Origin of the sequence: Polynucleobacter sp. es-GGE-1 (assembly GCF_018882005.1) — a bacterium.
Classification (GTDB): Bacteria; Pseudomonadota; Gammaproteobacteria; order Burkholderiales; family Burkholderiaceae; genus Polynucleobacter.
Genome location: NZ_JACVPE010000003.1, coordinates 120,209 through 143,580 on the forward strand (window position 1 = coordinate 120,209; position 23,372 = coordinate 143,580).

The window sequence follows — 23,372 nt, forward strand, 5'->3', positions numbered from 1 at the left end:
TAGAGCCCCATGATCCGTATCACCGAACTGCGTTTACCCATTGCTCATGCTCCAGATGATCTTGAGCTGGCGATTCTGAAGCGTCTGAATTTATCATCAAAAGATTTAATTTCTTTTGCAATCTTTAAGCGTAGCTATGATGCGCGTAAGAATGTTGCTCTAGCCTTCATTTATACAGTAGATCTTTCAGTCAAAAATGAAGCAACGGTGCTCAAACAGTTTGCGAACGACACTCATGTCAGACCCTCGCCAGATACTAGTTACCATTTCGTAGCTAAAGCACCTGAAACTATAAGCGCTGGCAAAGTATTACGACCTGTAGTGATTGGTTTTGGCCCTTGTGGCATCTTCGCTGCTTTGATTTTGGCGCAAATGGGATTTAAGCCCATCGTGCTTGAGCGCGGTAAGCAGGTTCGAGAGCGCACTCAAGATACTTGGGGTTTGTGGCGCAAAAATATTTTGAATCCTGAGTCTAATGTCCAGTTTGGTGAGGGTGGTGCTGGAACGTTTTCCGATGGCAAGCTTTATAGTCAAATTAAAGATCCGAAGTTCTATGGTCGTAAGGTGATTAAGGAGTTTGTCAAAGCGGGCGCGCCAGCAGAAATTCAATACGTGGCAAAACCCCATATTGGCACTTTCCGCCTAGTTGGCGTAGTTGAAAAAATGCGTCAAGAAATTATTGATCTGGGTGGTGAAATTCGTTTTTCTCAAAAAGTGATTGGCTTTAATATTGAGAACGAGCAAATTACTGGAGTCAAAATCGAAGGGCAGCCTGATTTGCAGGCTAAGCACGTAGTGTTGGCTTTGGGACATAGTGCACGTGATACTTTTAAGGCTCTGTATGATGCAGGCGTATTCATGGAAGCCAAGCCCTTCTCGGTGGGATTTCGTATTGAGCATCCTCAATCCTTGATTGATAAGGCGCGTTTAGGGCCCCATGCAGGTAATGAATTAATTGGCGCTGCAGATTACAAGTTGGTACACCACGCCAAGAACGGACGAGCCGTTTATAGTTTTTGTATGTGCCCCGGTGGAACCGTAGTCGCTGCAACCTCAGAACCTAATCGCGTTGTTACCAACGGAATGAGTCAATATTCTCGTAACGAGCGCAATGCAAATGCTGGCATCGTTGTTGGCATTACTCCAGAAGACTATCCAGGCGGACCACTTGCTGGACTTGAGTTTCAGCGTCAACTGGAGTCAAAAGCATTTGAACTTGGTGGTGGCACATATGAGGCTCCAGGGCAATTAGTGGGAGATTTTTTAGAGGGCAAGGCTTCAACTGAGTTTCGAAGCGTATTGCCATCCTATAAGCCAGGTGTTCATTTGACTGACTTAGCACAAGCCTTGCCTGCTTATGCGATTGAAGCTATTCGTGAGGCCTTGCCTGAATTTGAAAAGCAAATCAAAGGTTTTTCAATGAAGGATGCTGTTCTCACGGGCGTTGAGACTAGAACTTCATCACCTTTGCGCATTACTCGAGGATCAAACTTTCAGAGCTTGAATATTAAAGGCCTCTACCCAGCTGGTGAGGGGGCTGGATATGCCGGTGGCATCTTATCTGCTGGAGTGGATGGGATTAAAGTAGCAGAAGCAGTAGCGCTGGACTATTTTTCTTGAGCCACTTTATTGCTTGATTAATTTGCCAATCAGTTTTTCAAAGTTGGCTTCATCGAAGTGGAGATTATCAAAGCGCATGATCGAAAGATGCTGAGGCGGATCAATTCTACGTTGGGCATATTGATCCCAGTGCGCTAACTTCCATTCATCTCTAGCGTCGCCACGCTTTTGCATACGAACCTTTGCTTCATTCTCATCGAGATCAATCCACGCAATGGATATGCTGGTCTGGAGTGGAATTCCCAATGCTTCTGGATCCAGCATCCTGCCGCTGTGTATTTCTTTCGAAAAGGGACCCACCAAAATCACGTTCACTCCAAGTAATAAGTTTTCTCTGGCGATATCTAGTAAGCCCTGATATTCCCAGTCACGTAGATTCTCGAGATAGTAGGGGCTATCGCGATCATTGGGGTTCTGGGTAGTAAGTTGCATCATATGGGCGCTATAAGCTCCATAGACCGTATCTTTATCCAAGAAGAAAAAGTCCTCTCCTGTTTTCTCAATAATGAGGGGAAGTGCCTTTTTGGCTAAAGTGGACTTGCCATTCCCTGCGTGCCCTGCAAAGAGGATCAGGCGGGGTGCGTTAGGGGTGAGTTTGCAGATCATTTGTTACTAGTCTCGCAGAAATGAGGGGTAAGAGTGGAAATATCTCCTATTTTTCTGAAGTGACGATAATGTCGCCATGGCTTTAATCGTACTGACTGATGCAAAACTGGCTTTTGGCCATGTTGACCTCCTCGCAAATACCGCTTTTTCACTCGAATCTGGCGAACGTGTTGGCCTCATTGGCCGCAATGGCACAGGTAAATCTTCTTTATTGAAGATTTTGGCTGGTATTGAAAAAATGGATGATGGCTTGTTGCAATATCAACAAGGTCTGCGAATTTCTTATGTACCTCAAGAAGCGATCTTTGATGCTGAAGAAACCGTGTTTGAAGCAGTTTCAAAGGGTGTAGCTGAGGCTAAAGCCCTGCGCGAAGAGTACGAAGCCCTGAGCGTGGGCGAGTGGGATGACGCCGCCCACCATCGTTTAGACGAGGTGCAATCTAAGCTTGAGGCTTTGAGTGGCTGGAACTGGGAGCAGCGTGTTCATGAAACCTTAGACCGCTTGCATTTAGATGCCGAAGTCAAGATCAGCACTCTTTCTGGTGGCACAAAGAAGCGGGTGGCTCTAGCGCGTGCTTTAGTAGAGGTGCCTGATGTGCTGTTATTGGATGAGCCTACCAACCACTTAGATTTAGATTCGATTGCCTGGCTAGAAGAGCTCCTGAAAGAATATCAAGGCTCTGTCATTTTGATTACCCATGATCGTGCTTTCTTGGATAACGTTTGCACTCAAATTGTTGAGCTTGATCGCGGTATTTTGAGGAGCTACCCTGGTAATTTCACGCAATACGAAGTTCTTAAGGATCAAGAGCTAAATGCAGAATCCCTAGCTAATGCTCGTGCAGATAAATTGCTAGCTCAAGAAGAAGTCTGGATTCGGAAAGGGGTCGAGGCGCGCCGCACACGCAGTGTGGCCCGAATCACTCGCTTGGAAAAGTTACGCTCTAGTCGTGCGGAGCGCAGAGATGCGATCGGTCAAGTCAAGCTTGCAGTATCCGCTGGAGATCGCAGCGGCAAGATCGTTGCAGAACTAGAAAACGTGAGTAAATCTTACGGCAGACCGATTGTGAAAGATTTCACGGCAACCATCTTGCGTGGTGATAAGGTTGGATTACTTGGACCTAATGGCGCAGGCAAAACCACTTTGCTAAAACTCATTTTGGGCACGATTGCACCCGATTCTGGAACGGCAACGATGGGTACTCGTATTGAAGTGGCTTATTTTGACCAGATGCGGGAAGGCCTTGATCTCAATGCTTCTCTAGAGGATTACATTAGTCCGGGGAGCGAGTGGATTGAAATTAACGGCAATAAAAAACATGTCAAGAGTTATTTGAGCGATTTCTTATTCGCACCTGAGAGAACCAATTCCCCTGTCAGCACCTTATCTGGTGGTGAGCGTAACCGTCTTTTACTCGCACGTTTGTTTGCTCGCCCAGCCAACGTCTTGGTCTTGGATGAACCAACCAATGACTTAGATATCGATACCCTTGATTTGCTGGAGCAATTGTTACAAGACTATAAGGGTACGGTTTTCTTGGTGAGTCATGATCGTTATTTCTTGGATAACGTAGTGACCAGCATTATTGCTAATGAGGGTGATGGCTTCTGGCGTGAGTATGAAGGTGGCTATGAAGACTGGAAAATTCAAAAGGCGCGCTCTGACAAAATTCGTGCTGCAAACTCTAATCAAAAGTCTACCCCGAAGGCAGAAGTCAAGTCTGAGCCTATAGTAGAAGTAAAGTCAGTGGCTAAGTCAGCAGCTAAGAGTGGGGTGCAAAAACTCAATGGCAAAGAGCGTCAAGAGCTAGAGACCTTGCCTTTGGAAATTGAGCAATTAGAAATAGAGCAAGCTGATATTGGCATTGCCATGAGCAATCCTGATTTATATAAGAATGAACCAAAGTTAGCTGCTAGTATGCAAGCGCGCTTAAGTGAAATTACTGAGCAGTTAGAACAAAAATTACAGCGTTGGGAGCAACTCTTAAGTCGCTCTGAGTCTTAATTCCTTATGGTATCAATCGCCCCGTTTCAGGCGAGCCCGTAACTCAGCGATTTCATCAAGAAGATTCAAAGCCAGAGCAACGCCAGGAACATTGAGTTCTAAGTCATGACTCAGGTGCGCTGCGGTCTTAGCTCTTCTCAAAGAGTCACCACCAAAACGCCAATCCTCCGGGGAAGAGCCGGTAGGACTTAAAACTCCTTCTGTGACCCACGACATGATCATGTCCTCAGGTGTACGTGAAGCGTGTGAGAGCTCCACAATGCTCATATGTACTTCGTTTTCAACCACGCTACCTTCAATCCAAGTGATATTTGTAGTGTTTATTTGCGTCATCGCATCATCCCTTCAAATGGGTTCTGGGGTTGAAATCAAAAGCCTTTTCAAAAGCTTGATAAGCCTCTTTGTGGGCGTCACTATCTGCAGGTGGTAGTGCAATGGTTGGGACAACAAACAGATCACCCGGTTCAGCACTTGGAATACCTTTACCTTTAAGGCGCATCTTGCGGCCAGCCACAGTGCCTGCAGGAATCTTCAGTTCTAAGGTAGAGCCTGCAGGAGTGGGGATATTCACTGTTGTGCCCAAGGCGGCTTCCCATGGTGCTAAAGGAATATCGATGAATACATCTTTTCCATCCACGCGATAGATCGGGCTTTGGTGGAATTCAATTTCGAGATAGAGATCACCCGCTGGCCCTTCGCCAATTCCAGGTCCACCTTGGCCGGAGAGCCTGAGGTTTTGCCCAGCTTTAATTCCCTTCGGAATGCTGACATCAAGTTTGCGTTCTTGCGTAGTGACATGCCCACTCGCATCTTGGGTCGGCATGTGTAAGGCAATCGTCCGCTTGGCTCCGTTATAGGCGTCAGCAAGATCAATCAAAATTTTGGCGTGATGATCTTGACCTTTGAAATTCATGCCTTGGCGTGGATTACTGCTGTTACTGCCTCGTCCACCTTGGCCATGCTTGCCTCTACCAAAAAGAGATTCAAAGAATTCACTTTGATCACCCTCGAAGCCGCCACCATAGCCAGGGTGACCGCCACCATAGTCGGCATCAGAATATTCAAAGCCTTCATTCCAATTTGGGGGAGGCGTAAAGTCTTGACCGTTTTTCCAGTTAGCACCAAAGCGATCATAGGCAGCACGCTTCTCGGTATCTTTTAAGACTGCGTAAGCTTCGCCAATTTCTTTGAACTGCTCTTCAGCACCAGCCTCTTTATTCACATCTGGGTGATATTTGCGAGCTAACTTTCGGTAAGCTGCTTTGATTTCTGCCTCGGTGGCCGTCCGTGCAACACCGAGGGTTTCGTAGTAATCCCTAAATTTCATAAGCCAGTATTAATCCTAAATACGTAGTGGATTAATTCTACAGGCGTATTAGCTCATGACACCAATTTGCCAGGGCACAAACTCATAATCCCCCAAGCCTAAAAGCTCGCTCTTGGAGGGTTCGCCTGAGGCAGTTCTGAGGAACAATTCAAAAATGCGTTGACCCATCTCCTGAACCGAGACCGTGCCATCCAATATTTCCCCGCAATTAATGTCCATGTCTTCGGTAAGTCGCTGATACATTGGGGTATTCGTAGCCAGTTTGATACAAGGAGCGGGCTTGGAACCGAACATCGATCCACGACCAGTCGTGAAAGCGATGAGATTAGCACCGCCGGCAATTTGCCCGGTAGCAGAAACTGGATCAAATCCAGGGGTATCCATAAAGACAAACCCCTTAGTCGTAACTGGTTCTGCGTATCGGTAGACTTCCATGAGTGGGCCAGTGCCACCCTTCATAGAAGAACCTAGAGACTTCTCAAAAATATTGGCGAGACCACCAATTTGATTTCCTGGGCTCACTTGACCATTAATTTGCACATCGCGACCCACTGAGTACTCATCTTTCCACCAACGAATCCGTTTGATGAGTTTTTCGCCAACCGATTGATTTGCTGCGCGGCGGGTGAGGGTATGTTCAACGCCATAGATCTCTGGCGTCTCAGACAAAATTCCAGTACCGCCATGACGAGACAAAATATCAATCGCTGCTCCTAATGCTGGATTGGCAGTAATCGAAGAAAAGCCATCGGAACCGCCGCATTGCAAGCCAACAGTCAGATGACTGGCGGAAACAGTTTCTCGTTTGGCTTTATTGGCTTCTGGTAATAGAGCCTTCACTGCCTCAATACCCGCTTCAATTGTTATGCGAGTGCCACCAGACTCTTGCATGATGAAGGTATGTAAGTTTATTCCTGCCTTGAGATCTTCCTGTTCCATCAAGCCTTTGAGTTGATTGCGCTCACAACCTAAACCGACGATGAGTGCAGCAGCGAGGTTAGGGTGGCGAGCATAACCAGCCATCGTGCGGCGTAGCAATTGCATGGGCTCACCACTCATTTCCATACCGCAACCGATGTCATGGCTAAATGCCACCACACCATCTACATTCGGAAACTCTTTTAATCTTTCGGGTGTAAACCAATCCGCAATTTTGTTCACAACCGTTGCAGAGCAGTTTACGGTTGACAGGATGCCTATGAAATTGCGGGTGCCTACTTGACCATTCGGTCTGACGTAGCCTTGGAAAGTGGCACGCTCTGACTCAGGCAACATTTGTGTAGGCTTGAATTCGCTTGCATAGGCATAGTCACGATCAAATTCCCGAAACTCTGTATTGTGGCTATGAACCATGGTGCCAGGTTCAATATCGACGTTAGCAAAACCTACAGTGACGTTGTATTTCAGAATGGGCTCGCCCTTGAGAATCTTTTTGGCAGCTATCTTGTAACCTGCAGGCACTTGGCTACGACTTGTAAAGCCCTCGCTCGGCACTTCAGCACCAATGCCGATGTCAATTCGTGCCACGACTATATTGTCGTTTGGGTGTAAGCGAATGATCGGGCCGATCAGGCGTTTTTCGGAAATTTCAATCATGGATTTCTTTCAATAAGATAGTTTGATTATTCAGCAGTCGCGCCAGATTTCTTCACAATCGGACCCCACTTAGCAACCTCGGACTTAATGTATTCGCCTAATTGATTGGGTGTGCTGGTGATGATTTCAAATCCTTTGCCATTGATTTGACCTTTGATTTCTGGATTATTCAGAACGCTAATGAGTTGAGAATTGAGTTTGTCAACTACTGATTTTGGCGTATTCGCTGGCGCTACGATTGCATACACGAGCTCTACTTCAAATTTTGGTAAGTATTCTGAAATCGCTGGAATCTCAGGAGCACTAGGGGAGCGTTTCAGGCTCGTAATGCCTAGAGGAATTAATTTTCCAGAGCGAACATAGGGGAGTGCAGCTGGAGTACCTACTAGCGCAGTCTCAATTTGACCGCCAAGCACATCTGTTAATGCCGGTGCAGCACCTTTGTAAGGCACGTGCAGAATATCGGTCCCTGCTTGAGAATTAAAGAGCTCGCCACCAAGGTGAAGCGGTGTGCCAGCTCCCGATGAACCAAAGCTCACCTTATTTGGGTTGGCTTTAGCGTAAGTAATCAATTCAGGAATAGTCTTGAAAGGTGCGGAAGGGTTTGCTACAAATAGCAAAGATGAAGAAGCGACTAGGCTTACTGGTGCAAAGTCTTTAATCAGGTTGTAATTTAATTTTTTATACAAAGTTTCGTTAATCGCTTGTGTACCTACCATCATGAGAAAGAGGGTGTATCCATCTGGTTTGGCGTTAGCAACATATTCTGCTGCTAGGTTAGCGCCAGCACCTGGTTTATTTTCAATAATAATGGGCTGACCAAGATTGTCACCCAGCTTAGGAGCAAAACCTCTCGCCAAAACATCTGAAGGACCGCCAGCAGCAAATGGAATGATCAATTTGATGGGTTGAGTAGGGTAGCTCTGTGCCTGTGAGCTTGTGGCAAAGCTCATAGTGACCAACGACAATGCTAAAAAGATTTTTCTCATGTAATGTTCTCCGTGTTCTTAATGTGTATTCTTATTCAATCTTGATTTAAATGCATTGTAAAAAATGAAAATTACTCAGGCGACAATTTTTCCGCTGTCAATACCGCTGATTGAGCCCATCAAAATGGCCAAAGAGCTGATTGTGGATGCCAAAACCGTATTACTTTGTTTAACGGATGATGAGGGGCGCCAAGGCTGGGGTGAGGCTTCTGTTGCACCACTCATGACTGGGGAGACTCTCGATAGTCTATTGGCTAGCGTCAAGTATCTGGTAGAAAGCGCCCGCGCTATCGACTGGAGTGACCCAGTGCTGTTCTCCACATCTTGTGATGCGATCCTGTATGGCAATCCATCTGCCAAATCTTGCCTAGAGATGGCATTACTTGATCTATATACGCAGAAAAAATCTATTCCTTTATGGAAATATTTGCGCACATTAACTAGTGATGCTGTTACATCGGCGCCGGCTGATCTTCCATTGCTTCGGATGCTAGGCGGTTCGCTAGAAAAAGAGATGGCTGATGCCAAATCATTTCGCGAAGCTGGATTTAAGCATTGGAAAATTAAGATAGGCTCGTTATCACTTGAAGAAGACTTACATCGCGTAAAGCTACTTTCCGATCTACTCGAAGGTGATGTTATCTCGGTAGATGCTAACGGTACCATGTCTTTGGATAATGCAATTCGTTTTTGTGAATCCACGCAAGCAAGCAAATTATCTTTTGCAGAGCAGCTCATCCATGCAGATTCTCCCTTGGCAGATTTTGTATTGCTCAAGCAGCGCTCGCCAATTCCAATTGGCCTAGATGAGTCTATCCATGGCTCTAATGAAATTGAGGAATTCAGGAAGGCGAATGCGCTTGATGGCGCAAGCCTCAAGTTAATTAAGACGGGCGGAGTATTAGAGGCATGGAAATGCGCGCAGCTCTTGCGAAGCAATAATCTCAAGCTCAATCTTGCCTGCAAAGTAGCCGAAACATCCTTATCAGGTGCTGCAACGGCAGCTGTTGGTTTTGCGATCGGTGAAGCGCCTTGGGGATTTAGCATGTCAAATCAATATCTACGTTTTGATATTTGCGATCAACCATTAATAGCTAAGCATGGTCATCTTGATGTTCATCAACTGAACAGTACCGGAGTTGGAATTACTCCCAACCTGGATCGCGTTAAAGATGCTATAGCTCAAGCCTATTCCATCATTCAATATTAAGAACATCAAAAGCAGCTTTTAATCTCTTGGAGTAGGAGTCTGAAACGGTTTTAATTTCTTCTGGGGTCCACTTCCTAAAGCCTTCGCCTGCTTTCATGCCCGTTTTTCCATCAGCCATGAGTTGAACGACTTTAGGTGGCAGGGTGGTGATATTAGAAAGTGATGGGTAAATCTCTTTAGCGGCATTAGCCATGCCATCCCATCCTGAAATTTCTTTTTGGGTCATGGGTCCAACGGCAGCATAGCGGAAACCAAAGCTATATCTCACTGCATCATCAATATCTTCCGGTGTCGCGATACCCTCTTGAACTAGCGAGAGGGCCTCCCTCATTAATGCATGTTGAATACGATTGGCTAAAAATCCGGGGATATCTTTTTTGACCAAGACAGGCTTCTTGCCTATGGCCTTATAAAGCTCGCAAGCTTGCTCCGCAAATTGGATGGCAGTCTTTTGTCCCATGACGATTTCAACCAAGGGTACGACTTCTGCTGGCATGAAGTAGTGAGCACCCATCATGCGCTTGGCAGTCTTGAGTCCCTCTGCAATTTTGCTGATGGGGAAGCCAGAGCTATTGCTACCAATCGGAATATTTTCTGGCACCACTTGATCAAGATATTGGAATATCTGTTGCTTGAGTTCTAAGTTCTCAGCCACGGTCTCAATCACCCAAGAAAAGTTGCCCCAATCTTGCCATTCCTCTAAGACTCCAACGAATTGCTGCTTCTTCATGTCAGCTTCATCTTTGGTGGCATTGTCTCCATCCACGCCAATTTTTTTTGCCAGAGCGATGGCTTTATCCAAGCAAGCATCAGCCTTGTCTTTTGATCTACCTAAAATAACCACTGGGATATTTTTGGCAATAAAGCCGGCTGCAATGCCAGCACCCATTATTCCGGTTCCGATAACAGCTACAGATTTCATAGTTTTAAACCTATACGGTTAAGTAATAAATGATTGTCGATCACTTCTGATCAATAAGTGCTTAAGGTTATCATTAATTATGGTTTAATAGTTCAATAATAAAACTTACTTGTCCGTATAACTTATTTAAGGAGCCTCCTTCATGACGATGCATAACCCCTTCCAGCCGGTTGAGAAGATCAAAACAGAAGTTTTTTCTACGATGCCTGAAAAATTCAGAAAGAAATCACGCACAGGTTGGTCCGATCCAAATCGTCAAGGCGCCGAAGTAGAGTGCTTTTTAGAGGGACCCTCCTTTGATCGTGAAGGCAATTTATGGTTTGTCGATATTCCTTTCGGCCGCGTTTTCCGCATTGATACCAAGGGTGAATGGGAGCTTATTACCCAGTACGACGGATGGCCAAATGGCTTGAAGTTTCATAAAGACGGACGCGCATTTATTTGCGACTACAAAGCAGGCTTGCTTGCACTTGATCCAAAGACTGGGAAAATCGAAACAATCTTGGGTTCGATGTACAGCGAAAACTTCAAAGGTTTAAATGATTTGCATTTTGCCTCCAATGGCGATTTATATTTCACTGATCAAGGGCAGACAGGTATTGCTGATCCAACAGGGCGCGTATTTAGATTGCGCGCCAATGGTCAATTAGATCGCTTAGCGCTCAACGTACCAAGTCCTAACGGCATCACTTTGAATACACAAGAAAAGCATGTATTCGTAGCTGCTACTAGGTCCCAGCAAATCTGGAGACTACCTTTGATGGCTGACGGCTCTGTGTCTAAAACAGGCGTGGCAGTTCAACTGACTGGCGGCGTAGCAGGTCCTGACGGGATTGAGATGGATTCAGAAAATGGCTTGTTGGTATGTCATCTTGGGATTGGTATCTGGAGATTTGATAACAATATGTTGCCAACTCACTTGATCTATTCTGAGAACCCACATCACCATCATTTGGCCAATATGTGTTTTGGTGGTGCGGATGGTAAAGATCTCTACATCACCGAGTCTTTATCTGGCGACATTCTGAAAGCACGCGTACCAGTTGCTGGTAAAAAAATGTTTGGGCTTTCTTAATTGGCTGAGCGATTACCGTTATATAAGTCTCTAGCAAATACACTAGAGCAGCGTATTTATAACGGTGATTGGCCTGTGGGGTCTGTCTTGCCTGCCGAGGCGGACCTCTGTCGCGATTTTCAATCCAGTCGGCACACCTTGCGGCATGCCCTGCAAATTCTGGAAACGAATGGCTTGATTTATCGTCATCAGGGCGCCCCTACTAAAGTGGTATCACGGCAGCGCTTACGGCGCTTTACACAAAGCTTTAATTCTCCAATCGATATCTTGAGTTATTCACGAGATACTTATCGTGAGAATCTAGTTGAAGAATATATCGAGCTCAATGAGCGCCTCAGTCAAATTGTTGGGGCGCCGCTGGGATCATCTTGGTACCACATTGGTGGGATTCGTAAACGTCAACAAGCCGAAGAAGTTATTGCTTGGACTGATATTTATATCTTGCCTCGGTTTGCCTCGCTGACAAAAGATCCCGAACATACTCAGGTGATGGTTTATGAGCAGATCGAGAAAAAGTATGGTGCTCGAATTGAGCGGGCTGAAGTCGATGTGTACGCCGCTTTGGCGCCACCTGAGGTTGCAGTAAAGCTCAACATCAAGCCTGACACCTCATGCTTGGTCATTATTCGTCGCTATTTCGATGATCAAGATAAGTTGTTTGAGGTAACAGTAACGCATCACCCAGAGAATAAGTATGTCTACAGCATGGAATTTAAAGCGAGCTCAGAGGTTTAGGTCACGATGAAATATTTAGCCATTGCTGACGCTGAAGCATTCATTTCAAAAGCACTGCAGTCGCAAAAAGTTCCTGCGGCTGATGCCGATACGATTGCAAATCTCATGGTGCAGTCTGATCTGGTTGGGGCTGATGGTCATGGCATTTTTCGTTTACCCGCTTATCTCAAAAGAATTCAGGCTGGGGGCGTGAATCTCAAGCCGAACATTCATATAGAGCGTGAGCAGGGTGCTACAGCACTGATTAATGGTGATAACGCTTTAGGTCATTTAGTGATGGACAAAGCCGTTCAACTTGCCATTGAAAAGGTAAAGCAACATAGTGTCTGCTGGATTGGTAGTCATTACGGCAATCATTCAGGCGCAGCCTCAGTCTATGTTCGCAAGATAGCAGAGCAAGGCTATATTGGAATTTATATGGCAGTTGGTAATGCAAACCATATGGCGCCCTGGGGAGGAATTGACTTATTACTCTCTACTAACCCTATCGCTATTGCAGTGCCAGCGGGTGATGGCCCTATGGTACTGCTGGATATTGCGACGACTGTAGCGGCTTATGGCAAGGTGAAAGTCGCGGCACAAAAAGGCGAGACTATTCCGGATGATTGGATGATTGACCGTCAAGGTAAGCCCATTACAGATCCTAAAAAATCGGCTGAGGGTTCACTATTGCCCATTGGTGGCTATAAGGGCTATGGCTTAGCAGTGATGATTGGCTTGCTTGCGGGCGCCCTGAATAATGCGGCAGTTGGTAAAGGTACGATTGATTTCAATGCACATCACGACTTAGTAACCAACACTGGGCAAACGATTATTGCAGTTGATCCAAGCGCTTTTGGAGATCAGGAAGCTTTTATTGGTAGAGTGATTGCATTGGTAGAGGACTTAAAAAATTCTGCCACACTACCTGGTGTTAAAGCAGTTCGTGTTCCAGGTGAAGGCTCAGCCAAGACTATGGCCGAGAGAAATCGAATGGGTATTCCGGTTTCCCCGGAGCTGCTCGATGCATTAAACACTTGCGCTCAGGAGTGCGGTATTACAGCTTTAGATTTATAACATGACTGGAGGAGACAATATGTTCAAAAAATTTATTAAAAACATAGCAATCAGTGCAGCAGTGATACCAGCAGTTGTTCCAGTCCTGATGGGTTCAGCATTTGCTGCTTACCCAGATAAACCGATCAAGATGATGATCGGCTATGCTCCCGGAAGCTCTACTGACATTGTTGGTAGGATGATTGCCAATGATCTTAGTCTTGCTTTAAAGCAGCCCATCATTGTAGAAAATCGTGGCGGGGCTGCTGGTAGCTTAGCTGCAGACGCAGTTGCAAAAAGTAGCTCAGATGGCTACACCATTTTATTTGCGCAAAATGGTTTAGCAATTAATGTGGCAGCCAATCCAAAGCTACCATTTAATGGACAAAAAGATTTACTTCCAGTGGTCGGTGTTGCAGCGACTCCTCATATCTTGATCGTCAATAATAATTCTCCAGCTAAGACAGTGGCCGATTTAATTGGGATGCTCAAAGCCGATCCCGGTAAGTTAAGTTTTGGTTCTTCTGGAATTGGTAATTCAGATCACATGGCAGGCGAATTATTTTTAGCTACTACTGGATTGCAAGCGATTCATATTCCGTACAAAGGTGGGTCACCTGCCGCAACGGATTTAGTTGGTGGTCAAATTGATTTTTACTTTGCCGGCATGCCAGTTGGTCTACCTCTATATAAGGGCGATAAGGTCAAGGCCTTGGCAGTGACTAGTAAGAATCGCTTTAGTGGTGCTCCAGAATTGGTCACTATTCAAGAGGCGGGTGTGAAGGGTTATGAAATGGCTTTGTGGCAGGGTATGTTTGTGCCAGCTGGCACGTCACCAGCCATTATTAAAGAGCTGAACAATTCTGTTTTGAAGATTTTAGAAACACCTGAAATGAAAGATCGCTTTCAAAAGGCCGGTGTACAAATTGCCCCAATGAATACACAGCAATTTTCAGACCTTTATTTCTCCGATATTGCTCGGTGGAAAGTCGTCATAGAGAAAGCCAAGATCAAGCTAGATTAGCTCTTCATTTCTCTAAACATCATTAAGCGCTGAGGTCGAATACTAAGACGTCAGCGCTTTTTCCATGAGAGATAGCCAATTTATTTTCATCCTGAAGCATGAGGGCGTCTCTACCATGCAACACTTGACCGTTCACCTGCAGTGAGCCACGAATCAGGTGAACGTAGGCTTTGCGGCTCGGGTCCAATGTAAGCGAAGTGGATTGATCGTCATTAAATAGGCCCGCGTACATCTTCGCATCCGCAGAAATCGATACCGAGCCATCTTGAGCATCTGGTGATGCGACCAAGCGGAGAGTGCCTTCTTTGCTTGCTGGTGGAATGGTCTTCTGCTCATAGCCAGGTGCAATTTCTAAAACATTAGGCTCAATCCAGATTTGTAGGAAATGAGTCGTTTGATCTTTTGCGTGATTAAACTCGCTATGGGTGACACCGCTACCTGCGCTCATGCGTTGGATATCTCCCGGAGGAATACCTTTGACGTTTCCCATACTGTCTTGATGTGCCAATTCACCGGATAGTACATAGCTGATGATTTCCATATTGCGATGACCGTGCTTACCAAAGCCCATTCCTGGCGCAACGCGGTCTTCATTAATGACTCTGAGATTCCCCCAACCCATAAACTTCGGGTCCTGGTATCCCGCAAAGGAAAATGAGTGGAAGCTTTTGAGCCAGCCATGATCTGCATAGCCCCTATCTTCAGATTTTCTGAGAAATAACATGTTGACCGCCGTTTATTTTGATGAAATTGGGATAAGGACATTATCATTAGCTTTTAGAATATTTGCTGATCGGTAGCGTATGGCAAGCTTTAAAGACAATACTAAGGAAACCTTTTTAGGTCTCATTGAGAGCGCTCAGGAATGGTGGGCAGACTTTACTCAATTCTTGCAAGAGACTTGGCCGCTTTTGATATTGCTCCTAGCTATTCTCATGGGTATCTGGTGGTACGCAGATCCACCTCCACCTCGCCATGTATTAATGGCAACCGGATCTCCCGGTAGTTCTAATGAGCTTTTAGGCAAACGTTACGCTGAATTTTTTGCTAAAAAAGGAATTACTCTAGAGCTAGTGGCTACCAATGGCGCACAGGAAAATATTGATCGCTTAGCAGACCGTAAAGATGATCTCCAAGCTGCTTTTGTTCAGGCAGGCGTTGTCCATACGTCAGGAGTGACTGGTGTCGAGTCCTTAGGCGTTATTGCTTATGACCCTGTTTGGTTTTTCTATCGGGGCTCAGAACTGAAGGAGAAAGATTTTCAAGGTTTTGATAGCAAGTTTCAGTATTTCTTAAGCAAAAAAATCTCCATTGGCATGGAGGGTAGCGGTACTTACGCACAGGCCACGAAAATTCTCAAGCTTTCAGGCTATGAGCCAGGACCCAGTTTTCTAAAACTTCCACCAGATCAGGCTATTCAAGCCATCCAGAAAGGGGAGATTGATGGGGTTTTTATTGTTGATGCCTACTACTCTCCAAATGTACAAGCTTTATTGAATGACCCTAATTTACAAATTGGTACGTTTGGAAGAGCAGAGGCCTATGTCAAACTGATTCCATATCTGCGCATACTGAATGTACCTGAAGGTGCATTTGATTTAAAACGTAATTTCCCCAGTAGTGATATGAAGCTTCTTGCCACTACTACCAATCTGCTGATTGATGATCGCATGCATCCGGCAATACAATTTTTATTTCTAGAAGCCACAAAAGAAATTAATGGCAAGGCATCTTTTTTTGCTGCTAGAGGTGAGTTCCCCTCATTTAAAAATACAATGCTTCCAGAAAGCTCGGTTGCGATTCATTACGAAAAGAATAGCTATCCATTTTTAGTGGCCTATTTACCATTCTGGCTTGCAGAATTAGTCAATCGACTGGTTTTTATTTTGCTGCCATTCCTGGTGATTTCTTATCCCTTGTTGCAAGCACTGCCTGGTTATAGAACAAGGCGGATGCAAAACAAAATTAATCGCTTGTATTCGGACTTAAAGGGTTTTGAGCAAGAGTTGCTGACCAATTTTGATTTAAGTCTTCGGGATGAGTACCTGAAAAGATTGGACGTCCTCGAATATCAAGCGCTCACCATTCGGGTTTCTAGGCGTCTAGCAAGCGATTGCTATGCTTTGCGCACTAGCATTGACTATGTGCGTAACTGTCTCAATCGAGGGGTTCAACCTTATCAGATTAACGAGACATCAGTCGCACTTGCAACACAAGTAATTAATAAGATGGAGCCACCTGTATAACTTATTCACTTTCCCCGGATCTGCTGGGGAATTTAAAGGAAGCGTAACGCACAATCGCATTTGCGATGGCCAAGATGAGAATAGTTAACCCCATGAGAAGAATTGCCATATCTGCTTCATGCTTAGTGTTGACTAAATCAATAATGAGGCGAGTGACCGCAGTAATGGCAACATAGATCAAGAAGCGCACGGGCATGTGATTGGTCTTGAAATAAATACCTACCATCGCGCCGATTTCTAAGTAGATAAATAGAAGTAGCAAGTCTTCAATCGATGCAACCCCTTTACCTACCATTCCCATGAAGGCGACTGCTGCAGACCAAACGGTAGCAGCACCAATGCCAAACAAGGCAATGCGATGAAAGAGCGAGACAAATAGATTGCCAATAGGCACTGTCCATTTTTCTACAATAGCCTCAATCTTGTTCGCGTCTTTTGGGGAAGTCGGGGTCATATGTATAAGGCCTCTATCGTTTTATCAATGAGTTTCTGTATGTTTCTCAAATAGGCAAAATTAACCAAGGGTGTCAGCCCAGATATTGTGAGCCCAGCCCCAGGCATAAACACCTTCTAGGGTGGTTGGGCCAGGTGAGACTCCTCCAGAACCAGGGACTGGCTTAAAGGTCTTTTCAGCGGTGATGTATTGATGAACGCTCGCTACGTGCACCACTTCTTTGGCATTGACAAAGCTGTAGCAAGTATTGGTCAACACAGGGGCGGGATTCATTTCCCAGCCGCTGAGTTCGGCCACAATGGCTGCGGCTGCAACTTTAGCGTGCTGGTTAGCCATGTGTCCGGATTTAGGCATAGCAAAGGCCACTTGAATCGAATCGCCCAATACGTGGATATCTTTTTGAGCAGTTGATTCAAAATTGATGAAGTTCACATTCACCCAGCGTCCATTTGAATTCGCAAGTCCAGTTTTGACAGCAATGTCACCAGCGCTCATGGCTGGCAATAAGTTCAAAACATCCGCTTTGAGGTCGTCTTGTATTTCAAACTTAATCGTTTTGGTTTTAGCATCTACAGCAGTCACATTATGTTTTGGCAGATACTCGATCATGCCGGCGTATTGTTCAGCCCATACCTTCTTAAATAAGGCACCCTTAGAAGTGACATCTTGATTAGCGTCGAGGATGAGCACTTTTGACTTTGGTTTGTTCTGTTTGAAGTAGCTCGCTACTTGGCAGGCGCGTTCATAAGGACCAGGAGGGCAACGATAAGGGGCTTCTGGAATACTCAGGGCATAAGTCCCACCATCGCGCATGGAGGCGAGTTGTTTATGGAGTGCAACAGTCTCAGCTCCAGCCTTCCATGCTTGGAGGGTGACGCCCGCTTTGTTGGCTTGCGCAAGCCCTTCAATGCTATTCATCATTAAGGAAACGCCGGGCGAAACAATGACTTTGTCGTAAGGAAGTATTTTTCCGGATGCAAGCTTTACGGTCTTCTTATCTGGATCGATACTAGCCACGCTGTCCTGAATAATCTTGATGCCATGACGTTTGCTCAAATTGTCATATGAACTAGTAAGCTCTGCTAGCTTACGTGAGCCGCCAATCACTAAATTCGAGAGTGGGCAAGAAACAAATGAAGCATTGGGCTCAATTAAGGTTACCTTAGCAGTGTTGTTTGAAAAGAGGCGCAGATACTTGGCGGCGGTAGCACCACCATAGCCGCCACCAATAACAAGGATTTCTGCTTTTTGTAAGTTTGCGCGTGCTTGACCAGAGAAGCCAGCAAGCAATCCCAGTGTTGCTGCACTGTGGCCAATAAAGTGACGACGATCCATGATGTGCTCCTATTATTTCTTGCCGAGTTGAATGGCGATGATTTCGAGTTGCTCGTCAGAGTAGCCTTTGGCTAACTGCGGCATGATGGTGCCTTCACGCGCTCCAGATTTAAATGCCTTGAGTTGGGTCAGCATTTGCTCGCTGCTCAATTGGTTGATGAGTGGCATACCACCATCAACCACACCCTTACCATCAGTTCCATGGCAGTTAGCGCAAGTCGCAGCTAATCCACGGTGATATAACTTGGTAGCATCGGCACTTTGTGCATGGCTGATACCAATCAATGCATAAAAGTGAACAAGGGCGCCCATCAATAGGGCAGACTTTATTTGTTTAGCTTGCATAGGAAGCAATCTCCGTTCTGATGAATATGCGCCAAAAGTAAGCGGTCGCATAAAAGTTTCTAGCCCTATCTTAAACAAGAAATCCCTGATTAGGGGTATATGACTCATAGGGATTTTTCATAAGCTCATTCAATAAAGTGTATATGTCAGCTTTTCATTGGCAAGGGGCTTAAGCCTATAAACTATAGGTATGCGTGGTTCCTTTCCCCTTCGATATGCACTCCTTACCCTCGTTTTAGTGGTAATTACCTATCTTTATGGCTTGGACAGTCGCTTTGCCCCTAAAAATGGGGACGAGTATCCCTATATGCATATTGTTCGGATGACAGCTGATACTGGTCATTGGTTGCCACTCCAATCTCAAATGGACGGGATTAAAAATACCAAGCCCCCATTGATTTTTTGGCAAGGCATTGTGAGTACCAGTTGGGCAAGCCAATGGAGTCTTGAAAACTTACGTTTGCCTAGCGTTCTCTATACAGGGCTCACTGCTTTTTTTCTCTTTTTAGCAGTACGTCGATTTACCGGTAATACCCAAACTGGATTTTTGGCAGCCTTCGTTTGGTTATCTTTTTTTGCAACTTATCGTTATGGGCGCCCATTTCTCACGGACCCTCCAGAAGTGCTGTGGCTAAGCTTGCCATTCTTGGCGCTTTTATATTGGGGGAAGAGCGCCTTTGAGTCCAAACTCTTATTCCCACTATTGGCAGGCCTGAGTTTTGGTTTAGCACTCTTTGCAAAATCATTTGCGTATATTGTTCCTGCTTCCTTAGCGCTCGGCTTGTATTACTGGTACTGGCGAAAATGGAATATTTCTCAAACGCTCATCCGAGATCTCTATAAATTAATCCTCATTGGCCTGTTGGCCTTGGGCGTTTTCGGGTTATGGTTTGTTCTTGATCCTCAGCCAGATGCAGTTTGGAAAGAATTTGTGCTGGGTGAGAATGCTGGTAAGTTTGCCGCACGTAGCTCTAACTACTTGCTAGATTTCGTTCGCGGTGGCGATAGCATCTGGATGTTGCTCATTACGACGATCGCTAATACTGGCTTATTTATATTTGTACTTCTGTCCACATTAATCCAATGTTGGCGTGAACGTCGTCTTTTGTCGACAGAAGAAATTTTATTGTTCTTGCTTATTTCTACATTCTTGCTGGTGTTCAGCTTACCAAGTCAACGCTCTGGTCGTTATCTCTTGCCCGTGATGCCTGCTTTTGCAGTACTGATTGCTGTGCGCTGGGAACATTTGCCTTTATGGGGCTTTCGCATTAGCTTGGTATTGCAGGGTATGGTGCTAGCGATTTTGTTCTGGCTTGGGTTGCATTTACAAGGCTCTCATTTTGATGGTAGTTCAGAGTCGTGGGCATATCACCCGCTGCACTGGCTATTGATGGGCACCTCTTTCATCATTGTTTTACTTGGTCTGATCAAGAGAAGTCAATGTAAGACTTTGGCACTCATCGGATGCTTTTTCATTTACTGCGCGCTTACGAGTAGTCTTAGTCCATTAGAGGGGCAATTGGGCCGCTTTTCTGCTGCGACGATTGCGCAAGTCAATGGTAAAGATGTTTGGACTCCCTGTGACTATCGGGCAAAAGATGAAGAATATCGCTTGCTATTACCAGGTGCTCAATTGCATGGCTATCTTGCTAAAGAGGCTGGTGATGTAGAGGGTCTTATCAAAACCTATCCCTTAGTTGCGGTGCAGTCTCCATTAGGCGTTGCGCCTAGCATTTGTAGCTCATGTCAGATCATTGGCCAAAGAATGGAAATGAGGGCGCGTCACTCTGATGAAGAGATTAAAGCCATGTTACTTGGCAAGGTTGGCGAACATCTTTTTGTTACTGAGTACTTAATAGCAACCCCGGTCTCTAATGCAGAGTTGTTGAATGTAAAGGATGTTTGTAGATGAGTCGTGTGATCGCCCTTTGTTTTTTGTTGCTAGCTGCTGTCATTGGATTTCTCCATATTGATAGTCGCCCTGCTTGGGCGCCATTTTCAGGAAATGAAGTGATTGCACAAGAAGCAGATGAAACAAATCAAGCGCAGCCAGAAGGTAAAGTAACCGCCAAGACAAAAGTACCTTCACAACCTCCTATCGCTAGCCCGCGTACTGATTGGCTGCCCGATACCGGTGCACCGTCTGTGCATGCTGCTTCACTGATTGCATTAAAAGATGGTGCTATCAGAGCGTTTTGGTTTGCAGGTAGCCGCGAAGGCGCTCCTGATGTGGTGATTAATACAGCCGTATTCGATCCCAAAACAAACGCTTGGGCGGCGCCTACAATGGTGATCGATCGAGTGGGTGCCGAAAAAGACTTATCACGCTATATCGCCAAATTAGGCAACCCCGTTCCTGCGCGTTTGCCAGATGGCCGCTTGCAATTATTTTTTGTGACGGTCTCGATTGGGGGCTGGGCTGGAAGTTCAATCTCTACCATGTTGTCAGATGATGATGGTTTGACTTGGGGTCGTCCTCAACGCTTAATTACTTCGCCATTTGTTAATCTAAGTACCTTAGTGAAGTCGCCTGCAGTGCAAATGACCGATGGACGCTTGGGACTGCCGGCTTATCATGAATGGATCGGCCGCTTTGGTGAGTTTTTGAGGTTAGATACAACTCAAGTCATTGATAAGCGGCGTATGAGTTCGGGTCGTAGCGCAATTCAGCCGGCTGTGTTTGCGAATGAAGCTCAAGATGCTACTGCATATTTCAGACAAACTAGAAGCGCTGGGCAAGCAAAGCGCATTCCGGTGAGTCACACGCGAAATGCGGGCCAATCATGGCAATCTGCTACCGATCTGGAAATTGAGAATCCTAATTCAGCGGTAGCTGGATTAATTCTGAAGAACGGCGCCCATCTATTGGTGCTAAATAATATTGAGGCAGGGCGCTATCGCTTGGTATTCATGATGAGCAATCCTAAGTCGGGACAATGGCAAGTTGTTGAGGTGCTAGAAAATGATGAAGCATTACCAGACCAAGAGCGCAAAGAGTTTTCTTATCCCTACCTAATCAGTGCCAGTGGTAATGATGCGCACTTAGTCTATACCTGGGACCGTAAAAAGATTCGGCATTTGTATTTCTCCAGCGCATGGCTTGAGCGTGCTTATAGTCAGTTACCGGTACAAAGCAATGCGGGATCGAGTATCGAAGTGAAGGAGGCGCAATAATGAATGATCTGATGCAAACCTTTGCTTTGATAGAGATGTCTATTACTTGCTCTTTGGTCCTCATGTTAGGAATTCAAAAGCTATCTCAACTGAAATTTCCATTAGCAGCAAAACTCCTTTTGTTATTCGTACTGACCAACCTCTTTTTTTGGCGATTAGGGATGTTTATGGAGCTTCCATTAGCGGCTTATGTGCGTGGGGTGGTCGGTGATTTAAGTATGGTGAGCACTTTGCTGTTATGGGGCACCTTGCTGCCTAGTCATAAGAGTGCGCCCCTAGCATTCAAGTGGAGTATTGCCATCATTGCACTCTGTTTTTATCCTTTCGCATTAGGTCTGAGCATGATTGATCCTTATGCATGGGGTTACGGCTCGAATATTTTCTTGCTTGCCGTACTTCTATCGGCTGTCATTTGTGCGCTTGCCAATTGGACTAAGGGAACTTGGATCATTGGCCTAGCTATCATTGCTTGGGTCATTCATTGGCATGAGTCTGCTAATCTTTGGGATTACCTATTGGATCCACTCTTGGTAATTTGGTCAATCTTTGCGCTAGTGAGTTTGTTTCTTCAAAAGCGCAAAGAGAAGTTCCGCTCTGGTTATTTATTTAGACCGGGTTGATATCAAAAATAAAGCCAGCGTGTAGCTGGCTTTATTCATAGACAGGGTGAACTGCTTAGTCTGCGTAAGCTCCAGCCTTACGAATCACAGGACCCCATTTATTGATTTCAGCATCGAGATGATCTTGCAATCCTTTTGGAGTTCTCTTCGCTGGTGAAACGATTTCAATGTTGGACTCCGCTAAGCGGGCTTTGACTTCTGGATCGTTCAAAGCAACGTTCAGTGCCTTGTTAATCTTATTAACAACTGCAGGAGGCGTGCCCTTGGAGACATACATACCATGCCAAACTTTCACTTCGAACCCTTTAAGACCTTGTTCATCCAAAGTAGGGATGTTCGACAGAGCTGGCAGACGCTTCGGTGTTGTCACACCATAAGCTTTAACCAAGCCATCTTTAATGTAAGGAACAGTCTGTGTAGTCTGATCACAAAGGAGGTCTACTTGCCCACCCAGTAAATCTGTTAGAGCAGGACCAGTTCCCTTGTAAGGTACGGTGGTTAATTCAACACCTTCACGTGACATGAATAAGAGGCCGCATAACTGAGACACTGCACCAGGACCGGCATTTGCCAAAGTGACTTTATCTTTATTGGCCTTAATGTAAGCCTCTAACTCTTTAAAGTTATTCGGTGGGAAATTCTTGCGACCTAAGAGCACCATGGGTACATCTACTACTTGGCCGATGTATTCAAAATCCTTCATTGGATCAAAGTTTAATTTTTTATACAAAGCTGGTGCGGTTGCCATACCCATGTGGTGAATAAACACGGTGTATCCATCTGGAGCAGAACGTGCCACCCTGGTTGCAGCAATCGTGCCGCCAGCACCAACGGTATTTTCAACAATGACCGTTTGTCCCAATTCTTTGCCCATTGGTACGGCAATCAGACGCGCAACGGCGTCAGTTGGACCACCAGCAGAAAAGGGTACAACAAGCGTAATCGGTTTATTTGGGTAAACATCTGCACTCAATGCATTGCCAGCGAGTAGTGCTGAAGCAGCCATTGCGCAGAAACCAGTGAAAAGTGATTTACGTAATTTCATAGTTAGTCT

22 protein-coding genes are annotated in these 23,372 nt (G+C 45.5%); 11 read left to right on the forward strand and 11 right to left on the reverse strand.

Annotation, left to right across the window (positions count from 1 at the left end; translation table 11 throughout):
• Nucleotides 1-9: 9 nt before the first annotated feature.
• Nucleotides 10-1,620, forward strand: a complete 1,611-nt coding sequence (locus tag ICN35_RS02705; RefSeq protein WP_216124069.1) for an NAD(P)/FAD-dependent oxidoreductase — start codon at nucleotides 10-12, stop codon at nucleotides 1,618-1,620.
• A 6-nt stretch (nucleotides 1,621-1,626) separates the two neighbouring features.
• Here the strand turns inward: ICN35_RS02705 and ICN35_RS02710 are convergent, their stop codons facing one another.
• Nucleotides 1,627-2,226, reverse strand: a complete 600-nt coding sequence (locus ICN35_RS02710) for an AAA family ATPase (protein ID WP_216124070.1) — start codon at nucleotides 2,224-2,226, stop codon at nucleotides 1,627-1,629.
• A 76-nt stretch (nucleotides 2,227-2,302) separates the two neighbouring features.
• Here ICN35_RS02710 and ICN35_RS02715 point away from each other — a divergent pair, with 76 nt between their 5' ends.
• Nucleotides 2,303-4,231: an ATP-binding cassette domain-containing protein gene (locus tag ICN35_RS02715; protein WP_216124085.1), complete on the forward strand. Its 1,929-nt coding sequence runs from the start codon at nucleotides 2,303-2,305 to the stop codon at nucleotides 4,229-4,231.
• Between the two features lie 12 nt (nucleotides 4,232-4,243).
• On the opposite strand, the gene ICN35_RS02720 is transcribed toward ICN35_RS02715, so the two are convergent.
• The 4 genes from ICN35_RS02720 to ICN35_RS02735 are packed head-to-tail and all read right to left on the reverse strand — an operon-like array spanning nucleotide 4,244 to nucleotide 8,143.
• Nucleotides 4,244-4,564 (reverse strand): chaperone modulator CbpM, encoded by a 321-nt coding sequence (locus tag ICN35_RS02720; protein WP_215296678.1) that lies wholly within the window; start codon nucleotides 4,562-4,564, stop codon nucleotides 4,244-4,246.
• Nucleotides 4,565-4,568: 4 nt separating this feature from the next.
• Nucleotides 4,569-5,558, reverse strand: a complete 990-nt coding sequence (locus ICN35_RS02725) for a DnaJ C-terminal domain-containing protein (protein WP_216124089.1) — start codon at nucleotides 5,556-5,558, stop codon at nucleotides 4,569-4,571.
• 48 nt (nucleotides 5,559-5,606) lie between these two features.
• Nucleotides 5,607-7,154: a UxaA family hydrolase gene (locus tag ICN35_RS02730; protein ID WP_216124091.1), complete on the reverse strand. Its 1,548-nt coding sequence runs from the start codon at nucleotides 7,152-7,154 to the stop codon at nucleotides 5,607-5,609.
• Between the two features lie 26 nt (nucleotides 7,155-7,180).
• A complete protein-coding gene (locus tag ICN35_RS02735) occupies nucleotides 7,181-8,143 on the reverse strand; it encodes a tripartite tricarboxylate transporter substrate binding protein (protein ID WP_216124093.1) in 963 nt (320 codons plus the stop codon).
• Nucleotides 8,144-8,207: 64 nt separating this feature from the next.
• Here ICN35_RS02735 and ICN35_RS02740 point away from each other — a divergent pair, with 64 nt between their 5' ends.
• Entirely contained in the window at nucleotides 8,208-9,353 is a 1,146-nt protein-coding gene (locus ICN35_RS02740; protein WP_216124095.1) for a mandelate racemase/muconate lactonizing enzyme family protein, read from the forward strand.
• Here ICN35_RS02740 and ICN35_RS02745 read toward each other — a convergent pair.
• Entirely contained in the window at nucleotides 9,340-10,275 is a 936-nt protein-coding gene (locus ICN35_RS02745; RefSeq protein WP_215296683.1) for a 3-hydroxyacyl-CoA dehydrogenase family protein, read from the reverse strand. The two genes, ICN35_RS02740 and ICN35_RS02745, sit on opposite strands and share 14 nt — an antisense overlap.
• Nucleotides 10,276-10,417: 142 nt before the next feature.
• Between ICN35_RS02745 and ICN35_RS02750 the strand changes: the two genes are divergently transcribed.
• Genes ICN35_RS02750 through ICN35_RS02765 form a run of 4 tightly spaced genes read left to right on the forward strand, consistent with a single transcriptional unit; the run spans nucleotide 10,418 to nucleotide 14,144 of the window.
• Nucleotides 10,418-11,350, forward strand: a complete 933-nt coding sequence (locus ICN35_RS02750; protein WP_251370061.1) for an SMP-30/gluconolactonase/LRE family protein — start codon at nucleotides 10,418-10,420, stop codon at nucleotides 11,348-11,350.
• A complete protein-coding gene (locus ICN35_RS02755) occupies nucleotides 11,351-12,085 on the forward strand; it encodes a GntR family transcriptional regulator (protein WP_216124097.1) in 735 nt (244 codons plus the stop codon).
• 6 nt (nucleotides 12,086-12,091) lie between these two features.
• Nucleotides 12,092-13,141, forward strand: a complete 1,050-nt coding sequence (locus tag ICN35_RS02760; protein ID WP_216124098.1) for an Ldh family oxidoreductase — start codon at nucleotides 12,092-12,094, stop codon at nucleotides 13,139-13,141.
• 19 nt (nucleotides 13,142-13,160) lie between these two features.
• Nucleotides 13,161-14,144 (forward strand): tripartite tricarboxylate transporter substrate binding protein, encoded by a 984-nt coding sequence (locus ICN35_RS02765; protein WP_215320099.1) that lies wholly within the window; start codon nucleotides 13,161-13,163, stop codon nucleotides 14,142-14,144.
• Between the two features lie 22 nt (nucleotides 14,145-14,166).
• Here the strand turns inward: ICN35_RS02765 and ICN35_RS02770 are convergent, their stop codons facing one another.
• Nucleotides 14,167-14,868 (reverse strand): pirin family protein, encoded by a 702-nt coding sequence (locus ICN35_RS02770; RefSeq protein ID WP_216124099.1) that lies wholly within the window; start codon nucleotides 14,866-14,868, stop codon nucleotides 14,167-14,169.
• Nucleotides 14,869-14,947: 79 nt separating this feature from the next.
• Here ICN35_RS02770 and ICN35_RS02775 point away from each other — a divergent pair, with 79 nt between their 5' ends.
• A complete protein-coding gene (locus tag ICN35_RS02775; protein ID WP_216124100.1) occupies nucleotides 14,948-16,390 on the forward strand; it encodes a TAXI family TRAP transporter solute-binding subunit in 1,443 nt (480 codons plus the stop codon).
• Nucleotide 16,391: 1 nt separating this feature from the next.
• Here ICN35_RS02775 and ICN35_RS02780 read toward each other — a convergent pair whose 3' ends face one another.
• Genes ICN35_RS02780 through ICN35_RS02790 form a run of 3 tightly spaced genes read right to left on the reverse strand, consistent with a single transcriptional unit; the run spans nucleotide 16,392 to nucleotide 18,524 of the window.
• The gene (locus ICN35_RS02780; protein ID WP_216860801.1) at nucleotides 16,392-16,844 is read right to left on the reverse strand and encodes a phosphate-starvation-inducible protein PsiE; all 453 of its coding nucleotides are present in this window, start codon (nucleotides 16,842-16,844) and stop codon (nucleotides 16,392-16,394) included.
• A gap of 60 nt (nucleotides 16,845-16,904) precedes the next feature.
• Complete coding sequence (locus ICN35_RS02785; protein ID WP_216124101.1) at nucleotides 16,905-18,179, reverse strand: NAD(P)/FAD-dependent oxidoreductase; 1,275 nt, start codon at nucleotides 18,177-18,179, stop codon at nucleotides 16,905-16,907.
• Between the two features lie 12 nt (nucleotides 18,180-18,191).
• A complete protein-coding gene (locus ICN35_RS02790) occupies nucleotides 18,192-18,524 on the reverse strand; it encodes a c-type cytochrome (protein ID WP_216124102.1) in 333 nt (110 codons plus the stop codon).
• Nucleotides 18,525-18,714: 190 nt separating this feature from the next.
• Between ICN35_RS02790 and ICN35_RS02795 the strand changes: the two genes are divergently transcribed.
• The 3 genes from ICN35_RS02795 to ICN35_RS02805 are packed head-to-tail and all read left to right on the forward strand — an operon-like array spanning nucleotide 18,715 to nucleotide 22,318.
• Nucleotides 18,715-20,436, forward strand: a complete 1,722-nt coding sequence (locus tag ICN35_RS02795; protein ID WP_216124103.1) for a glycosyltransferase family 39 protein — start codon at nucleotides 18,715-18,717, stop codon at nucleotides 20,434-20,436.
• Entirely contained in the window at nucleotides 20,433-21,698 is a 1,266-nt protein-coding gene (locus tag ICN35_RS02800) for an exo-alpha-sialidase (protein WP_216124105.1), read from the forward strand. Before ICN35_RS02795 ends, ICN35_RS02800 begins: the two co-directional genes overlap by 4 nt.
• Entirely contained in the window at nucleotides 21,698-22,318 is a 621-nt protein-coding gene (locus ICN35_RS02805; RefSeq protein WP_216124107.1) for a hypothetical protein, read from the forward strand. Before ICN35_RS02800 ends, ICN35_RS02805 begins: the two co-directional genes overlap by 1 nt.
• Before the next feature lie 55 nt (nucleotides 22,319-22,373).
• Here ICN35_RS02805 and ICN35_RS02810 read toward each other — a convergent pair whose 3' ends face one another.
• Entirely contained in the window at nucleotides 22,374-23,363 is a 990-nt protein-coding gene (locus tag ICN35_RS02810) for a tripartite tricarboxylate transporter substrate binding protein BugD (RefSeq protein ID WP_215296694.1), read from the reverse strand.
• Between the last annotated feature and the right edge of the window lie 9 nt (nucleotides 23,364-23,372).

Coding starts and splice junctions, on each gene's coding strand:
- ICN35_RS02705 (WP_216124069.1), top strand. CDS start 10: ATGATCCGTATCACCGAACTGCGTTTACCCATTGCTCATGCTCCAGAT.
- ICN35_RS02710 (WP_216124070.1), bottom strand. CDS start 2,226: ATGATCTGCAAACTCACCCCTAACGCACCCCGCCTGATCCTCTTTGCA.
- ICN35_RS02715 (WP_216124085.1), top strand. CDS start 2,303: ATGGCTTTAATCGTACTGACTGATGCAAAACTGGCTTTTGGCCATGTT.
- ICN35_RS02720 (WP_215296678.1), bottom strand. CDS start 4,564: ATGACGCAAATAAACACTACAAATATCACTTGGATTGAAGGTAGCGTG.
- ICN35_RS02725 (WP_216124089.1), bottom strand. CDS start 5,558: ATGAAATTTAGGGATTACTACGAAACCCTCGGTGTTGCACGGACGGCC.
- ICN35_RS02730 (WP_216124091.1), bottom strand. CDS start 7,154: ATGATTGAAATTTCCGAAAAACGCCTGATCGGCCCGATCATTCGCTTA.
- ICN35_RS02735 (WP_216124093.1), bottom strand. CDS start 8,143: ATGAGAAAAATCTTTTTAGCATTGTCGTTGGTCACTATGAGCTTTGCC.
- ICN35_RS02740 (WP_216124095.1), top strand. CDS start 8,208: ATGAAAATTACTCAGGCGACAATTTTTCCGCTGTCAATACCGCTGATT.
- ICN35_RS02745 (WP_215296683.1), bottom strand. CDS start 10,275: ATGAAATCTGTAGCTGTTATCGGAACCGGAATAATGGGTGCTGGCATT.
- ICN35_RS02750 (WP_251370061.1), top strand. CDS start 10,418: ATGACGATGCATAACCCCTTCCAGCCGGTTGAGAAGATCAAAACAGAA.
- ICN35_RS02760 (WP_216124098.1), top strand. CDS start 12,092: ATGAAATATTTAGCCATTGCTGACGCTGAAGCATTCATTTCAAAAGCA.
- ICN35_RS02765 (WP_215320099.1), top strand. CDS start 13,161: ATGTTCAAAAAATTTATTAAAAACATAGCAATCAGTGCAGCAGTGATA.
- ICN35_RS02770 (WP_216124099.1), bottom strand. CDS start 14,868: ATGTTATTTCTCAGAAAATCTGAAGATAGGGGCTATGCAGATCATGGC.
- ICN35_RS02775 (WP_216124100.1), top strand. CDS start 14,948: ATGGCAAGCTTTAAAGACAATACTAAGGAAACCTTTTTAGGTCTCATT.
- ICN35_RS02780 (WP_216860801.1), bottom strand. CDS start 16,844: ATGACCCCGACTTCCCCAAAAGACGCGAACAAGATTGAGGCTATTGTA.
- ICN35_RS02785 (WP_216124101.1), bottom strand. CDS start 18,179: ATGGATCGTCGTCACTTTATTGGCCACAGTGCAGCAACACTGGGATTG.
- ICN35_RS02790 (WP_216124102.1), bottom strand. CDS start 18,524: ATGCAAGCTAAACAAATAAAGTCTGCCCTATTGATGGGCGCCCTTGTT.
- ICN35_RS02795 (WP_216124103.1), top strand. CDS start 18,715: ATGCGTGGTTCCTTTCCCCTTCGATATGCACTCCTTACCCTCGTTTTA.
- ICN35_RS02800 (WP_216124105.1), top strand. CDS start 20,433: ATGAGTCGTGTGATCGCCCTTTGTTTTTTGTTGCTAGCTGCTGTCATT.
- ICN35_RS02805 (WP_216124107.1), top strand. CDS start 21,698: ATGAATGATCTGATGCAAACCTTTGCTTTGATAGAGATGTCTATTACT.
- ICN35_RS02810 (WP_215296694.1), bottom strand. CDS start 23,363: ATGAAATTACGTAAATCACTTTTCACTGGTTTCTGCGCAATGGCTGCT.